Genomic DNA, 15,296 nt, shown 5'->3' with positions numbered 1-15,296 from the left:
GTTACCGGTCGGTCGCAGAAGTGGCGCCCAGCGCCCGGTCCAGCGCGTCCTGCCAGTCCGGGAGGGGCGCCAGTCCCCACGCCGCCCACGCCGCGGGCGAGAGCACCGAGTACGCCGGGCGGGGCGCGGGGCGGGGAAACTCCGACGACGTGCAGGGCGTGACGCGCGCCGGGTTCGCGCCGACCCGCTCGAACACGCCCCGGGCCAGGTCGAACCAGGTCGCCGCGCCGCCGCCCGCTGCGTGCAGCACGCCGCCGCCCCGGCCGCGCTCGGCGGACAGCAGAGCGGCGAGGTCCAGCAGGCCCACGGCGAGGTCGGGGGCGTACGTGGGCGAGCCCGTCTGGTCGTCGACGACCTTCGGATCCACGCCGCCGTCGGCCAGCCGCCCCATGGTCCCGACGAAGTCCGGAGCCCAGGCACCGTCGGCAGCACGTCCGGTGTACACCCACGCGGTCCGGACCACGACGGTGCGCGGGTACGCCGCCCGGGCCGCTTCCTCCCCGGCGAGCTTGGTGCGCCCGTACACGCTCGACGGTGCCGTCGGATCCCCCGGCTCCCAGGCCCGGGGCGGCACGGGTGCGGGCCCGAAGACGTAGTCGGTCGAGAGGTGGACGAGCCGGGCGCCGGCGGCGGCGCACCGTCGGGCCAGCAGACCGGGCGCGAGCGCGTTGAGCGCCTCGGCGGCGTCGGGTTCGGACTCCGCGGCGTCGACGGCCGTGTGCGCCGCGCAGTTGATGAGGACCGTGCCGGGCGCGAGATCGAGGCCCTCGACCGACTGTGGCGAGGTCACATCGAGGGCGTCCCGGCCGAGCGCGCGCACCGCGACCCCACGGTCCGCGGCCGCCCCGACCAGCGCCGATCCCAACTGGCCGGACGCGCCGGTGATCACCAGGTTCACACTGCAAACCGTACGTGACGGCCGCGCATGCGAAAGTTCCCAGGTCCAGTCGGTACCGTTATGGGGATGTGATCAAGCGGGCCGAAGAAGCGGGCCCGATCCCGGCGACAAGGAGTGGTGGGTGTCCGACAGCCCGAGTCCACGCGGCGCACGCCATTCCCGCGGCGTCGACGCGAAGCGTCGCAGCGTCCGCGCGGAGAACGAGGGCGGCGCCGACGGCGCGCAGAGACCGCGGCAGGTGCCCCGTGCAGCCGACCTGTCCGCCGACACCCGCGAACGCCTCCAGCGCAGCGGCAAGGCCCTGATCGCGCTGATCACGGCGGTCGTGCTGGTCGTGACCGGTGTGGCCTGGTTCTGGTGGTCCCGGTTCGCGGGCGACATCGAGCGCGGTCCGACGCTCGCCGCCAAACCCGACGGCGCGACCGACATCCTGCTGGTGGGTACCGACTCGCGCACCGACGCGAAGGGCAACCCGCTCTCCAAGCAGGAGTTGGCTCGGCTGAACGCGGGCGTCGACGACGGCACCCTCAACACCGACACGATCATCCTGATCCGCATCCCCAACGACGGGAAGTCGGCCACCGCGATCTCGATCCCCCGCGACGCCTATGTCGCGATCCCCGACCAGGGCAAGGGCAAGATCAACTCGGCCTTCGCCGGCGCCGCGAATGTCACCCGGGACAAGGCGATCAAGGACGGCGACGACGAGAAGACGGCTGTTCAGAAGGGCAACGAGGAGGGTCGCAAGGCGCTGATCGAGACCGTCGCGGACCTGACCGGCGTCTCCGTCGACCGGTACGCCGAGATCGGCCTGGTCGGCTTCTCCCGCCTCACCGACGCCGTGGGCGGCGTGGACGTCTGCCTGAAGAAGCCCGTCAACGACTCGTACTCGGGCGCCCGGTTCCGGGCCGGCAAGCAGACCCTCAAGGGCCCGCAGGCGCTGAGCTTCGTCCGCCAGCGACACGGTCTGCCGCGCGGCGACCTCGACCGCGTCACCCGGCAGCAGGTGTTCATGGCCTCTCTGGCCAGCAAGATCCTCTCCACCGGCACGCTCACCAGCCCCAGCAAGCTCAGCCAGCTCCAGAACGCGCTGACCACCTCGGTCACGCTGGATCAGGACTGGGACGTCATGGGCTTCGCGAAGGAGCTCGCGAACCTGTCGGCGGGCAAAATCAAGTTCTCGACGGTCCCCGTCGTCCGCGACGACGGCTGGAGCGACGACGGGCAGCAGTCCGTGGTCGTCGTCGACCCGAAGCAGGTCCAGGCCTACGTGGCCGGCCTCCTCGGGGGCGACGCGCCGAAGACGAAGACGATGACCACCCCGTCGAGCTCGCCCGCGGTGCCGGCCGTGAACCGCGCGTCGTACACCGTGGACGTGGTCAACGGCGGCTCCACCACGGGCCTCGCCAGCGGCGTGTCGAGCTTCCTCGGCAACAAGGGCTTCGGGCAGGGCAAGACGGGCAACGCGTCGACCTCCGAGTCGGGCCTGAGCTCGGGGAGCGCAGTACTCGCGAGCTCGTCGAACGACCAGGGTGCGAAGGCCGTGGCCGCCCTGCTCGGCGGCCTCCCCGTGGTCGCGAGCACCTCGGTGTCGTCGGGCCACGTCAAGGTCCTCATCCAGGACGGGTACTCGGGTCCGGGCTCCTCGAGCGACTCGGGATCGGACTCCGCCACGACCACCACATCACTCGCGCCGGGCATGACCGAGGCGCTCGACCCCAGCGAGGCGGCGCGCATCAGCTCGCTCCTCAACAAGCCCGGTTTCACCGCCCAGCAGGACGGAGGCGTCCCGTGCGTGGACTGACCGTCACCGACCGCCTCCTCGTCCCGATCGTCCAGGCCGACGGTGCCGCGCCCCGGTTCACCTGGTACGACGATGCCTCCGGCGCCCGGATGGGCCTGTCCGCCGTCACGCTCGGGAACTGGGCGGCCAAGTGCGGAAACCTGCTCCGCGATCAGTACGGTCTGGGCCCGGGCGACGCCGTCGGGGTGCTGCTGCCGGCGCACTGGCAAACGGCGGGGATCCTGTTCGGCGCGTGGTGGGCCGGGTGCGAGGTCCGCTTCGGCGACTCCGGGTCGGTCACCTTCTGCGCGCCGGACCGGATCGAGGAGGCCTTGGATCTTGCCGGGGTCGATGACCTCCTCGCAGTGGGCCTCGACGCGTTCGGCCAGGCGGTACCCGACCTTCCGCCCGGCATCGACGACTACACCACCGAGGTGCGCGTACACCCCGACGCCTTCACGCCCGGCGGCGCGGGCACCGCGCTCGCGGGCGACTCCCCCGAGATCGTCGTGGCGCGGTCCACCGCCCTGTCCGCCTCCGCCGGCTACGCCGCCGGCGACCGCGTGCTCTCGACCCGGGAGTGGCGCACCGTCGACGACCTGTACGACGGCCTGCTGGCCCCGTTCGCGGCCCCGGCCTCCGTGATCCACGTGTCGAACCCCGACGCCGGCAAGCTCATGGACAAGTTCGCCACGGAGAAGGCCACCGCCCGGGTCGCCTGACCCGGCCTACGGCCCCTCGTCCTTCCACACGTCCAGCACGATCCGCCCCGGGTCGCGCAGCGTCGAGTTCACGTGCCGCTGCGCGCCGTCCAGCAGCCGAACGGCCACCTGCAGCTGCCCCTCGAAGGCGCAGAAGATGGTGGCATCGCCCACGAAGGGCCCGCTGCCCGTGACCTTCTTGCTCCCCGTGTAGACCGTCTCGCCGTTCTCGCCGAACAGCTGGACACCGTCGATCCGGATCACGAGGTAGCCGCCCGCGCCCGCCACGATCGCGCCCGACGCGCAGTCGGCGATCGGCCCCTGCGCCGCCTCGACCGTGTATCCCGGCGCCGGCCCGGTGAACTGCAGCACTACCCGGTCGTGTCCCTCGTTGCGCCCGATCCGCAGGTCGGAGAGCTCCGTTCGCCCCGCGGGCGTGCTGGGCGTCGTCAGCGCCGACGTGCCGGGCGTGGGCCGCGGGGAGGTCGAGCGCGGGCTCACCGTCGAGCCGCCCGACGGTGCCGTGCCCGCCGGGGTCGTGGCGCTCGCCGTCGTACTGCCCGACGGTGCCGCCCGCCCGTTGTCGCCGCACGCGGCGAGGGCCGCGCCGAGCGCGAGCACCGTCACCGTCGTCACCACTGCCCGGACCGTCCCGCGATACGCGTGCGCCCCCGTCATGCGGTCCAGGTTAGGCCCGGACCGGACGACGGGGGCGCGCCGCTGTCGAATCGTGGGCGATCGACGGATCAGCGCAGCAGCTGGCGCGACATGACCATGCGCTGGACCTGGTTGGTGCCCTCGTAGATCTGGGTGATCTTGGCGTCGCGCATCATGCGCTCGACCGGGAAGTCGCGGGTGTAGCCGGCACCACCGAGCAACTGCACGGCGTCGGTGGTCACGTCCATCGCGACGTCGGAGGCGAAGCACTTCGACGCGGAGCTGATGAAGCCGAGGTTCTTCTCGCCGCGCTCGGCGCGGGCGGCGGCGGTGTAGACCATGAGGCGGGCCGCCTCGAGGCGCATCGCCATGTCGGCGACCATGAACTGGACGCCCTGGAACTCGGAGATGGACTTGCCGAACTGCTTGCGGTCCTTGATGTAGTCGATCGCCGCGTCGAGTGCGCCCTGCGCGATGCCCACGGCCTGCGCGCCGATGGTGGGGCGGGTGTGGTCGAGGGTCTGCAGCGCCGTCTTGAAGCCGGTGCCCTCGGCGCCGATCATCCGGTCGCCGGGGATGCGGCACTCCTCGAAGGCCAGTTCGGCGGTGGGGCTGCCCTTGATGCCCAGCTTGTGCTCGTAGCCGGTCACGGAGAAGCCCGGGTCGTCCTTGTGCACGACGAACGAGCTGATGCCGTTGGCGCCCTTCTCGGGGTCGGTCACCGCCATCACCGTGTACCAGGTGGACTTGCCGCCGTTGGTGATCCAGCACTTGGAGCCGTTGAGGACCCAGTCCTCACCGTCCTTGCGGGCGCGGGTGCGCATCGACGCGGCGTCGGAGCCGGCCTCGCGCTCGGACAGCGCGTAGGAGGCCATCGCCTCGCCGTTCGCGAGCGACGGGAGCACCTGCTGCTTGAGCTCCTCGGAGCCGTTGAGGATCAGGCCCATGGTGCCGAGCTTGTTGACGGCGGGGATCAGCGAGGAGCTGCCGCAGACGCGGGCCACCTCCTCGATCACGATGCAGGTGGCGACGGAGTCGGCGCCCTGGCCGCCGTACTCCTCGGGCACGTGGATGGCGTTGAAACCGCTGGCGACCAGCGCGTCCAGCGCCTCCTGCGGGAACCGCTCCTTCTCGTCCACATCCTTGGCGTGAGGCGCGATGTCGCGCTCCGCGAGCGCCCGAATGGCTGCGCGCAGTTCCTGGTGCTCCTCGGGGAGCTGGAACAGATCGAAGTCGGGGTTGCCTGCCATTGACGGCCTCCATCAGCGTCTACGTGGTGTGTTCGCCGATGATTCTAGCCCCGCGCGAATCCTGTCAGTTAGTCGCACGTAACCAAACATCCGATAGCGACTCATCCGGAAAAGACACCACGGCACGATTCGTCGGCTGTGAAACCGTGACCACTGGTGACAAATCGGACACTCGAACGCTCGTCAGCAGGTCACCGAACGTGGCGGATGCCGATCCCGGCCGTGGCGGCGATCTCGATCACGTCCGGTTTGTCACCAGTGGTCACGGTTTCACAGTCGATTTCGGGCGGTGCCGAAACCGGGGCACGGCGAGGGCCGCGTCAGCGCCGGAGGATGCCCGCGTTGACGGCCGCGGCGACGGCGGCGGTCCGGGATTCGACGTGCAGCTTGGCGTAGATGCGGGCCAGGTGGGACTTGACGGTGCCCTCGGTGAGGTGCAGCTCCGCGGCGATCGCGTGATTGGACAGCCCGTCGGCCACGAGGGCGAGCACCTCCCCCTCCCGGCGGGTGAGGGCGGCACCCGGAACCCGGAGCCGGTTGACCAGCCGGTCGGCGACCGACGGCGCGAGCGCGGTGCGCCCTCCCGCCGTGGTGCGGACGGCGGCGGCGAGCTCCTCCGGCGGGGCGTCCTTGAGCAGGTAGCCCGTCGCCCCCGCCTCGATGGCGGGAAGCGTATCGGCGTCCGAGTCGTAGGTCGTGATGATCACGACCCGGGGAGCGTCCGGTCGCGCGGTGATCTGCGCCGTCGCCTCCGCGCCACCCATGCCGCGCCCGAACTGCAGGTCCATCAGAACGACGTCGACGTCGCCCACCGCCGCCCGGGCGACCGCCTCCTCCGCGGTCGCGGCCTCGGCGACGACGACCATCCCGGGCTCCGTCTGCAGCACCGCGCGCAGTCCGGCGCGCACGATCGGATGGTCGTCGGCGATGAGGATGCGAATCGGTTCATCGGTCATCGCGTGCCTCGATTCCGTTGTCCTCCAGGGGGATGCGCAACCGGACGGAGGTTCCCCCGCCGGGTGTCGACGTCACGTCCAGGACGCCGCCGAGTTCGCGTGCGCGCGCGTTCATCGCAGGCAGCCCGAACCCGCCGGTGCCGGGTTCCGGCAGTGGGACCGATGCGGTGTCGAACCCGCGTCCGTCGTCGGCGACCAGCAGCTCCACGGCGTCCTCCTCGAAGGTCAGCGTCACCGTCGCGCTCGCCGCATCGGCGTGCCGGACCGTGTTCGACAGCGCCGACTGCGCGACCCGCAGCAGCGCGACCTCCTGCGCCTTGGCGAGCGGCCTCGGGCGCCCGGCGAGGCGGAAGGCGGCGTCGATCCGGTGGCGGGCGGAGGTCGCTTCGCACAGCCGCTCGAGTGCCCCGGCGATGGTCGTGCCGTCGAGGGCGGGCGGCGTCAGCGCGGCCACGAACCGGCGGGCCTCGCCGAGGTTGTCGCCGGCGGCACGGCGCGCCTGCACGATGTAGTCCCTCGCCGCCGCGAGGTCCTTCGCCGCCGCGCGGTCCGCAACCGCCGCGAGGTCCGTCTCCCCCGGTTCCGGGGGCAGCGCCCGTTCGGCCGCGTGCAGGAGCAACTGGATGCTCGAGAACCCCTGGGCGAGCGTGTCGTGGATCTCGCGCGCCAGCCGATCCCGTTCTGCGAGAACACCTGCGGTGTGCTGCACCGCGGCCAGATCCGCCCGTGTGGCAGTGAGTTCCTCGATGAGGCCCCGCCGGCGTTCGCTCTCCCGGTAGAGCGCCTGGTACCCGAACACCACGACGACGGCCACCGCCGCCCCGAGCCCCGGCCCGATGAGCATCGCCGGGCTGAAGGCCCCCTCGTGCACGGCGAATCCGATCACGGCGGCGGCGGTGGTCGCGAGGACCACCACGAGCCCCGTCCGCCGCGGCAACAGGTGCAGCTGGAGGAAGTACAAAGGGAACGCGACCCACACCGCATCCCCCGTGCAGACGAGCAGTACCAGCCACGCCGCGCACAGCGCTGCGATCCACACCCGCGCCCGGCCCCGCGATCCGCGCACCGCCGGCGCGAACGCGCCGACCGCGTACACGAGTACGCAGACGACCGCGGCGGCGAGCGAGGCCCCTGCGTGCGGAGCCCCGTCCGCGAGGGCGCGGACGGCGACGAACGCCAGCAGCCCCACCATCAACAGGTGCAGGCACCACACCGAGCTGCGCGGTGTGGGAGTGGGCGTCGCCGATCTGCCGGTCACAGTGTCCCCACGCTACTGACCCGCACCCGCCCGCGCCTCTTCCGAAAGATGTAGATCCGCCGCCATCCTTCGGCCCGCGAACTGACACCGTGCGCGAGAGGCGCGGCGGCGGTCCGGCGACGACCGTGGAGACATCACATTCACAGCCGGAAAGGACTGGCCCACACCGTGTTCGTCGCCTTACGAGATCTGAGGTTCGCCAAGGGGCGGTTCGCCCTCATGGGGACCGTCATCGTGCTGATCACCCTGTTGGTCGGTCTCCTGTCGGGGCTGACCGGGGGACTCGCCCGGCAGAACGTCTCCGCCATCGCCGATCTGCCCGCCGACCACCTCGCCTTCCAGAGCCCGTCGGGCGGGCAGGACCTGTCCTTCTCCGATTCGACGGTGACCGAGGCCCAGTGGCGGCAGTGGTCCGCCGTGCCGGGCGTCGAGCACGCCGAACCCCTGGGCATCACCACCACCAAGGCGACGGCCGGCGATCGGAGCACGGGCGTGACGGCCTTCGGCGTGCAGCCGGGCAGCACTCTCGCCCCCGAGAGCAGTGAGATCAGCGGCGACGCCGTCGTCCTCTCCGACGCCGCGGCCGCGGACCTCCGGGTGAGCGCGGGCCAGTCCGTCACGATCGCGGGCCGTGCGTTCACGGTGGCCGCCGTGTCCGGCGACGCCTCCTTCAGCCACACGCCGGTGATCTGGACCGGCCTCGACGCGTGGCAGTCGCTCGCCCCGCCCTCCGGACACCAGGAGAGCCCCGCGGCCACCGTCATCGCCCTCACCACTTCGCCGGGCGCCAACCTGGGCGCGGCCGACCGAGCCATCGGGACCACCACCGTCACCCCCGGAAAGTCCCTGTCCGCCATCGGTTCCTACTCCTCCGAGAACGGCTCGCTGCAGTTGATGCGCGGCTTCCTGTTCGCGATCTCCGCTCTCGTCGTCGGGGCGTTCTTCACCGTCTGGACGATTCAGCGCAGCGGCGACGTCGCGATCCTCAAGGCCCTCGGCGCGTCCACGCCGGCGCTGCTCAAGGACGCGCTCGGCCAGGCGTTCGTCCTCCTCGTCGGCGGCACCGCCCTCGGGACCGCGATCGCCGCGGGCCTGGGCGCCGTCGTCGCCGGATCGGCGGTCCCGTTCCTGCTCACGCCCGGGACCGTCCTGGTACCCGCCGCCGTGATGATCGTCCTCGGCGCCCTCGGAGCGGCGCTGTCCATCCGCCGGATCACCTCAGTTGACCCCTTGACCGCACTCGGGAGCGCACGATGACCCTGAACCTGACCGACATCACCCTGACCTACCCGGACGGCGACGGCCGCCTCACCGCGCTCGACCGCGTCTCACTCGAGGCTCCGGCGGGCACGCTCACCGCCGTCGTCGGACCGTCCGGATCCGGGAAGTCGAGCCTTCTGGCCGTCGCCGCCACCCTCATCACGCCCGACAGCGGCACCGTCGTGATCGACGGGACGTCCACGACGGGCATGTCCCGGGGGAAGCTGGCGGAGCTGCGGCGCGAGAAGATCGGCATCGTCTTCCAGCAGCCGAATCTGCTGCCCTCCCTCACCGCGGCGGAGCAACTCCAGGTGATGGCCGTGATCCGCGGCGGCAGCGCGCGGCGGGCCCGCGGCCGGGCGCTGGACCTGCTCGACGCCGTCGGCCTGGGCGGGTACGCGGACCGGCGGCCGCACCAGCTGTCCGGCGGACAGCGTCAACGCGTCGACATCGCCCGCGCGCTGATGAACGAGCCGACGGTTCTCCTGGTCGACGAGCCGACCAGCGCCCTGGACCACGAGCGCGGCGCGGCGGTCGTCGACCTGCTCACGCGCCTGACGCGGGAACAGGACACCGCGACGGTGCTGGTCACGCACGACCGCTCCCTGCTGACGGGCGCGGACCACCTCGTCGAGGTCCACGACGGACGCCTGCGCACGCCGTCCGGCGTCACGCGGTGACGCTGACGGTCACCGGGTGACGCTGCCGGTCAGCCCTCGAGCAGCTGCTTGCGCAGCGCCTCGTCCTTGGCGAGCACCATCTGCTCGAGCCCGTCCTGGAAGGCGACCATCTTCGCGCGCAGCGCGGGATCGCCGGCGCCGAGGATCCGCACGGCCAGCAGACCGGCGTTGCGGGCGCCGCCCACGGACACCGTCGCCACGGGGATCCCGGCGGGCATCTGCACGATCGACAGCAGCGAGTCCATGCCGTCGAGGTGCTTGAGGGGCACGGGCACGCCGATCACCGGGAGCGGCGTCGCGGAGGCGACCATGCCCGGCAGGTGCGCGGCGCCGCCGGCGCCGGCCACGATCACCTCGATGCCGCGGCCCGCGGCGTCGCGGGCGTAGTCGAGCATCCGCTGCGGCGTGCGGTGCGCCGAGACCACGCCCACCTCGAACCGCACCCCGAACTCGGCGAGCGCCTCGGCTGCGGCCTCCATCACGGGCCAGTCCGAGTCGCTGCCCATGATCAGGCCGACGCGCGGCCCCGATCCGTTCTCAGCCATGCACGCTCCATCCATCGGTCCACTCCGCGGTCGCCATCCAGTGCGCCGCGCGTTCCGCCCGCTCCCGGAGCGAGGCGACGTATTCGGGGTCCTCGCGGTCACCGTCGAACCCGCCGACGAGGTTGACGTGCCCCACCTTCCGGTCGGGCCGCTCGCCCTTGCCGTACATGTGGACCTTGACGTCGGGCATCCGCGCCATCAGGTGGTGCAGCCGCTCGTCCATGCTCATCTCGGGCTCCTGCGCGGCTCCGAGCACGTTCGCCATCACCGTCAGCGGAGCGCGGGCGGCGGTGTCGCCGAGGGGGTAGTCGAGCACGGCCCGCAGGTGCTGCTCGAACTGGCTGGTCGTGCAGCCGTCCATCGACCAGTGGCCGGAGTTGTGGGGGCGCATCGCCAGCTCGTTCACCAGGATCTCGCCCGACGGTGTCTGGAACAGCTCGACCGCCATCACACCGACGACGCCCAGTTCGTTCGCCAGGCTCAGGGCCAGCGATTCCGCGAACGCGGCGTCCGCGTCGGACAGGCCCGGCGCGGGGGCGAGCACCACGGCGCACTGCCCGTTCCGCTGCACGGTCTCGACCACGGGCCACGCGGCGCCCTGGCCGAACTGCGAGCGGGCGACCATCGCCGACAGCTCGCGCGCGAGCTCCACCCGCTGTTCCGCGAGCACCTGGACGCCGGCCGCCAACTGCTCGTGCGCGATCGCCAGCGCCTCGTCGAGGGTCTCCGGCAGCCACACCCCGCGCCCGTCGTACCCGCCGCGCACGGCCTTGAGCACCACGGCGCCCGGGTAGCGGTCCCAGAAGGCGCGCACGTCGTCGACGGCACCGACCTCCGCGAAGCCCGGCACGGGCACGCCGAGATCGGCCAGACGGTGCCGCATGGCCAGCTTGTCCTGGGCGTACATCAGGGCCTGCGGCGGCGGGTTCACGACCACGCCCTCGGCCTGCAGCGCGAACAGGTGCTCGGTGGGCACGCCCTCGTGATCGAAGGTCAGCGCGTGCGCGCCGGTCGCGACGCGTCGCAGGTCGTCGAGGACGTCGTGGTCGCCGAGGACCACGTCGGGGCACACCTGCGGGGCCGGCTCGTCGGGCGCGGCGGCCAGGACCCGCAGGCTCTGTCCGAGCTCGATGGCGGCCTGGTGGGTCATGCGGGCCAACTGCCCGCCGCCGACCATCGCCACGACGGGACGCCCCTGGCGCGATTGAACACTCACGGGTCCATAATCGCAGGTCCGGGATGCCGCCGGGGCGCCCGGCACGGGGTTACGGCCCGGTACGACCTCGTCACACGACGCGCGGTACTATTCACGGTTCCGTTACAGTGGCGCACGTGGCATTCATCGAAGCGGTTCTCGATCGCACCCCCGCTCCCCTGCGCGGGCTGGTCATGCAGCACCACGAGCTGATCAAGTTCGCGATCGTGGGCAGTACGACGGCGGTCTTCGACCTCGCGATCTTCTACGGCCTCGTGCTCACGGTGCTCGGCGACAAGCCCACCGTCGCGAAGATCTTCTCCGGCGTGTGCGCCGTGATCCTGTCGTACATCCTCAACAGCGAGTGGAGCTTCAAGAACCGCGGCGGGCGGGAGAAGCACCACGAGGCGCTGCTGTTCTTCGTCATCTCCGGCATCGGCGTGCTGATCATGGCCGCGCCTATCTTCATCGCCAACAACTTCTTCAACCTGCGCCAGGTCGACTCGAAGACCACGCTGATCGTGGTCGACTTCGTGCTGAACTACATCGTGGGCAACCTGCTGCAGATGGCGTTCCGGTTCTGGGCGCTGCGCCGCTGGGCCTTCCCGGAGGAGATCACCACCGCTCCCGCGCAGGAGTCGATCCCCGTCGACGATGCGGATTCGAGCAGCGCCTCCGCAGACCGCTAGTCCGCGCAGCGTGCGCTACCGCATCCTCCGCTCGACCATCGCGGTCGTCGCGGTCACCGGCCTGTTCCTGGGCCTGCCGCTGATGTTCTACACCTGGCGCTGGCTCGACGACACCGCTCGCACCGACCTGCAGCACCGCCTGCAGCGGGCCTCGTCGGAGATCCTCGGCCAGGAGCAGCGCACCGGGGTCGTCGGGCAGCCGCCGACGGACCGGCTGCGCCTGCTCGTCCCCTCCGACGGCCGCCTGGTGCTCACCTACACCGACACCTCCGGCACGCCCCGGGAGCTGACCGTCGGCGCGCAGGAACCCCTCGAGCACCCGATGGTGGAGGGCACCTCCCTCGGCGACGCCGGGGTCCTGCGGCTCGAACAGGACTACTCCGCCGTGCGCAGTGAGCAGTACCGCGCGCTGACGATCGAACTGATCGTGATGGTGCTGTCCGTGACCGCCGGCGTGGTGGTGGCCGCCGTGACCGCGAGCCGCGTGGCGGACCCCGTGCAGGAGGTCGCCGAGCGCGCCCAGCGCCTCGCCGACGGCGACTTCCGGCCCGATCCCCACCGGCACGGCATCGAGGAGCTCGACCGGGTGCTGGACGTGCTCGACGCCGCGACCGAGGAGATCGCCGACCGCCTGCAGCGCGAGCGGCAGATCGTCGGCGACGTCTCCCACCAGCTGCGCAGCCGGCTCACCGCCATCCACATCCGGCTCGACGAGCTCACCCTGCACGCCGATCCCGAGGTGGTCGTCGAGGCGCGGGCCGCACTCGACCAGGTGGACCGGCTCACGACCTCGGTGAGCGAGATGGTGCAGATGGCCCGGACCGAACGCAACGCGCAGGGCGCCGTCGACGTCCGCGCCGCGCTGACCCCGCTGCTGAACGACCTCGCGCCCACCTTCCTCAAGGCGCACCGCCGGCTGATCGTGACGCCGGACGGCGGCGGCCCGCTCCCCGCCCGCGCCACGGCCTCCCGGGTCCGCGAGGCCGCCGCGGTGCTGCTGGACAACGCGCTCGCGCACGGCAGCGGCGCGGTCACCGTGACCCTCGGCTCGGTCGGCGCGCACACCGTGCTCGTCACCGTCGCCGACGAGGGCTCGGGCCTGTCCGACGGTGACGCGCAGCGCATCTTCCGGCGCGGCTACTCGGCCGGGGGAAGCACGGGCGTCGGCCTGGCGCTCGCGCGGGCCTTCATCGAGGGCGACGGGGGCCGCCTGCAGCTGCAGAGCCGCAAGCCCACCACGTTCGCGATCTTCCTCCCGGCCGCCGCGTCCGACGACGGCGCGGACCCGCCGCCCCGGCCGGTGCGCGAGCCGGAACCCCGCTGACCCACTCCGCCGACCTACTCAGCGTCGAACCGGAAGCCCACGCCGCGCACGGTGACGATCCGGCGGTGCGGTCCGGTGTCGTCGCCGATCTTGCGGCGCAGCCAGGAGATGTGCATGTCGAGGGTCTTCGAGCCGCGCAGGTCGGAGTCGCCCCAGACGTCGGCGAGGATCTCCTCGCGGCTCAGCAGCCGGCCGGTGTGCTCCATCAGGAACCGCAGCAGCTCGAACTCCTTGTTGGCCAGCGCGACGTCGTCGCCGTCGACGGTGACCCGCCGCGCGGTCGCGTCGAGCCGGATCCCGCCGGCGTCGAGCACCTCGGCGGCGCCCTGCGCGGGGGCGCTGCGGCGCAGCAGCGCCCGGGTGCGGGCCATCAGCTCGAACATGCGGAAGGGCTTGCCCACGTAGTCGTCGGCGCCGGCGTCGAGGCCCACCACGAAGTCCATCTCGTCGGTGCGGGCGGTGAGCATCAGCACCGCGATGTCGGGTCGCGCGGCCCGCACCTCGCGGCACACCTCGAGCCCGTCGAGCTCGGGGAGCCCCAGGTCGAGGATGAGCAGCGCGTAGTCCTCGTCGAGCGCGGTGCGCAGCGCCTCGGTGCCGGTGGCGGCCACCGTCACCTCGTAGCCCTCGCGCGAGAGCGCCCTGGCCAGTGGCGATGCGATCGCCTCGTCGTCCTCGGCAAGGAGCACCCGCGTGGTCATGACCGCCGAGGGTACTCCGCCGAGCCTCCGGCGTCCGCGTCGTCGAGCGCGTCCACGATCAGCGAGTGGGTGTGCGCGATCCGCGGGACGTTCGGGAAGGCGAGGGGGTCCTCGCCCGCGGACTCCACGGTGAGCACGCCGCAGCGCAGCATCCGGTCGATCAGCCGCTGGTGGTACTGCACGGAGTTGATCCGGCGCAGCGGGATGTCGATGCCGCGGCGGCGCACGATGCCCGCACGGAACATGATCCGCAGGTCGGTGACCACGAGGTGGGTGGCCCGCCAGGACGCCCAGGGCCGCACCGTGAACCAGGCGACCACGATCAGCCACACGATCGCGACGGTGAGCACCAGCCAGTCGGGCCAGGCACCGTCGAGCTTCGCGCGCGCGACCAGCCCGAGCGCGACCCCGGCGGCGGCGCTGGCGAGGAACAGCGCCAGCACCGGCGCGATCATCGCCTTCGCGTGCGGCCGCACGTGCAGCAGGATGCGCTCGTCGTCGATCAGTACCTTCTCCGGGAACCGCATCGGTCAGGCCGGCCGCAGGTGGGTGACGTCTCCGGCGGAGAGCACGTGGCGCGTCCCGGCTTCGTCGGCCACGACGACCCGGCCCTCGACGTCCACGTCGACGGCGGTCCCGAGCAGCACCTCGTCGGCCGGGAGCTCCACCCGGACCTGCTGCCCGACGGTGACGCACACGGCCAGGTAGTCGCGCCGCGCGGCGGCGGGATCGTCGGACCAGGCCCGCAGGCCGGCGTCGAGGTGCCGCAGGTAGGCGATGGCGAGCGCCGTCCGGTCGGGGTTCTCCGCACCGGCCAGCTGCAGCGAGGTGGCGGTCTCCACCGGCACGTCGGCCGCGGCGAGGGTGGTGTTCAGGCCGGTGCCGATCACCGCGACCAGCCCGCCGCCGGGGGCGGTGGCGAGTTCGGAGAGGATGCCCGCGGTCTTGCCGCCCCGCTTGCCGGGCCCGGCCTCGAGCAGCACGTCGTTGGGCCACTTGAGCCCCACCTGCAGGCCCGTGACCTCCCGCACCGCGGCGGCCGCGGCGACGCCGGTCACCAGCGAGAGCCACCCGGCGCGGGGCGCGGCCGCGGGCGGCACCGGCACGCTCACCGAGACCGACAGCTGGGTGCCGGCGGGCGCCGACCAGGGGCGCAGGTGCCGGCCGCGGCCCGCGGTCTGCACGTCCGCGATGAGCACCCGCCCGGGCTCGTCGCCCGCGCGGACCCCGTCGGCGAGGTCGGCGTTCGTCGATCCGGTGGTGGGGACCACCGAGACGTCGTGCCATCGGGTGCCGCGCACGGCGTCGGCGATGGCCGCCCCGTCCGGGAGCTCCGTGTTCTCGGTCATCCGTGTCTCCTCCATCGGCGGGCAGTGCACTAGAAGGCCGACTCTATTGG

16 protein-coding genes are annotated in these 15,296 nt (G+C 72.3%); 6 read left to right on the top strand and 10 right to left on the bottom strand.

What is annotated here, in order from left to right:
• Position 1 precedes the first annotated feature (1 nt).
• A complete protein-coding gene (gene rfbD, locus AXK61_RS03160) occupies positions 2-898 on the bottom strand; it encodes a dTDP-4-dehydrorhamnose reductase (protein ID WP_068570487.1) in 897 nt (298 codons plus the stop codon).
• Positions 899-1,019: 121 nt separating this feature from the next.
• Here rfbD and AXK61_RS03155 point away from each other — a divergent pair, with 121 nt between their 5' ends.
• Together AXK61_RS03155 and AXK61_RS03150 are read left to right on the top strand one after the other, a co-directional pair.
• Positions 1,020-2,702 carry an LCP family protein gene (locus AXK61_RS03155; protein ID WP_068743758.1) on the top strand — a complete coding sequence of 561 codons (1,683 nt, stop codon included), beginning with the start codon at positions 1,020-1,022 and terminating at the stop codon, positions 2,700-2,702.
• Positions 2,690-3,403 (top strand): TIGR03089 family protein, encoded by a 714-nt coding sequence (locus AXK61_RS03150; protein WP_082789189.1) that lies wholly within the window; start codon positions 2,690-2,692, stop codon positions 3,401-3,403. Before AXK61_RS03155 ends, AXK61_RS03150 begins: the two co-directional genes overlap by 13 nt.
• A 6-nt stretch (positions 3,404-3,409) precedes the next feature.
• On the opposite strand, the gene AXK61_RS03145 is transcribed toward AXK61_RS03150, so the two are convergent.
• The 4 genes from AXK61_RS03145 to AXK61_RS03130 all read right to left on the bottom strand — a co-directional run bounded on the left by AXK61_RS03145 (position 3,410) and on the right by AXK61_RS03130 (position 7,503).
• Positions 3,410-4,060 carry an AMIN-like domain-containing (lipo)protein gene (locus tag AXK61_RS03145; protein WP_156485543.1) on the bottom strand — a complete coding sequence of 217 codons (651 nt, stop codon included), beginning with the start codon at positions 4,058-4,060 and terminating at the stop codon, positions 3,410-3,412.
• A gap of 68 nt (positions 4,061-4,128) precedes the next feature.
• Positions 4,129-5,289 (bottom strand): acyl-CoA dehydrogenase, encoded by a 1,161-nt coding sequence (locus AXK61_RS03140; protein ID WP_068743754.1) that lies wholly within the window; start codon positions 5,287-5,289, stop codon positions 4,129-4,131.
• A gap of 320 nt (positions 5,290-5,609) precedes the next feature.
• On the bottom strand, positions 5,610-6,245 hold the full coding sequence (locus AXK61_RS03135) for a response regulator (RefSeq protein WP_068743752.1): 636 nt from the start codon (positions 6,243-6,245) through the stop codon (positions 5,610-5,612).
• A complete protein-coding gene (locus AXK61_RS03130; RefSeq protein WP_068743750.1) occupies positions 6,235-7,503 on the bottom strand; it encodes a sensor histidine kinase in 1,269 nt (422 codons plus the stop codon). Before AXK61_RS03130 ends, AXK61_RS03135 begins: the two co-directional genes overlap by 11 nt.
• Positions 7,504-7,722: 219 nt before the next feature.
• Here AXK61_RS03130 and AXK61_RS03125 point away from each other — a divergent pair, with 219 nt between their 5' ends.
• Together AXK61_RS03125 and AXK61_RS03120 are read left to right on the top strand one after the other, a co-directional pair.
• The gene (locus tag AXK61_RS03125) at positions 7,723-8,760 is read left to right on the top strand and encodes an ABC transporter permease (RefSeq protein ID WP_231855409.1); all 1,038 of its coding nucleotides are present in this window, start codon (positions 7,723-7,725) and stop codon (positions 8,758-8,760) included.
• Positions 8,757-9,443, top strand: coding sequence for an ABC transporter ATP-binding protein (locus tag AXK61_RS03120; RefSeq protein ID WP_068743747.1), 687 nt, complete (start codon positions 8,757-8,759; stop codon positions 9,441-9,443). Before AXK61_RS03125 ends, AXK61_RS03120 begins: the two co-directional genes overlap by 4 nt.
• A 29-nt stretch (positions 9,444-9,472) precedes the next feature.
• Here the strand turns inward: AXK61_RS03120 and purE are convergent, their stop codons facing one another.
• The gene (gene purE, locus AXK61_RS03115) at positions 9,473-9,988 is read right to left on the bottom strand and encodes a 5-(carboxyamino)imidazole ribonucleotide mutase (protein WP_068743746.1); all 516 of its coding nucleotides are present in this window, start codon (positions 9,986-9,988) and stop codon (positions 9,473-9,475) included.
• The gene (locus tag AXK61_RS03110) at positions 9,981-11,204 is read right to left on the bottom strand and encodes a 5-(carboxyamino)imidazole ribonucleotide synthase (RefSeq protein WP_068743744.1); all 1,224 of its coding nucleotides are present in this window, start codon (positions 11,202-11,204) and stop codon (positions 9,981-9,983) included. The genes purE and AXK61_RS03110 overlap by 8 nt, the downstream gene beginning before the upstream one ends.
• Positions 11,205-11,320: 116 nt before the next feature.
• Between AXK61_RS03110 and AXK61_RS03105 the strand changes: the two genes are divergently transcribed.
• Both AXK61_RS03105 and AXK61_RS03100 read left to right on the top strand, forming a co-directional pair.
• Positions 11,321-11,872 carry a GtrA family protein gene (locus tag AXK61_RS03105; protein ID WP_156485542.1) on the top strand — a complete coding sequence of 184 codons (552 nt, stop codon included), beginning with the start codon at positions 11,321-11,323 and terminating at the stop codon, positions 11,870-11,872.
• A gap of 10 nt (positions 11,873-11,882) precedes the next feature.
• Complete coding sequence (locus AXK61_RS03100; RefSeq protein ID WP_068743743.1) at positions 11,883-13,196, top strand: sensor histidine kinase; 1,314 nt, start codon at positions 11,883-11,885, stop codon at positions 13,194-13,196.
• Positions 13,197-13,210: 14 nt separating this feature from the next.
• On the opposite strand, the gene AXK61_RS03095 is transcribed toward AXK61_RS03100, so the two are convergent.
• Genes AXK61_RS03095 through AXK61_RS03085 form a run of 3 tightly spaced genes read right to left on the bottom strand, consistent with a single transcriptional unit; the run spans position 13,211 to position 15,246 of the window.
• Entirely contained in the window at positions 13,211-13,897 is a 687-nt protein-coding gene (locus AXK61_RS03095; RefSeq protein WP_068743741.1) for a response regulator transcription factor, read from the bottom strand.
• A complete protein-coding gene (locus AXK61_RS03090; protein ID WP_068743740.1) occupies positions 13,894-14,424 on the bottom strand; it encodes a PH domain-containing protein in 531 nt (176 codons plus the stop codon). Before AXK61_RS03090 ends, AXK61_RS03095 begins: the two co-directional genes overlap by 4 nt.
• A 3-nt stretch (positions 14,425-14,427) precedes the next feature.
• Complete coding sequence (locus tag AXK61_RS03085) at positions 14,428-15,246, bottom strand: biotin--[acetyl-CoA-carboxylase] ligase (RefSeq protein ID WP_068743738.1); 819 nt, start codon at positions 15,244-15,246, stop codon at positions 14,428-14,430.
• Positions 15,247-15,296 lie beyond the last annotated feature (50 nt).

The sequence above is a fragment of the Tsukamurella pseudospumae genome (genome assembly GCF_001575205.1).
Classification (GTDB): domain Bacteria; phylum Actinomycetota; class Actinomycetes; order Mycobacteriales; family Mycobacteriaceae; genus Tsukamurella; species Tsukamurella pseudospumae.
Note: the sequence above shows the minus strand (reverse complement) of the source record. Positions and strands in the feature narration are given on the sequence as shown.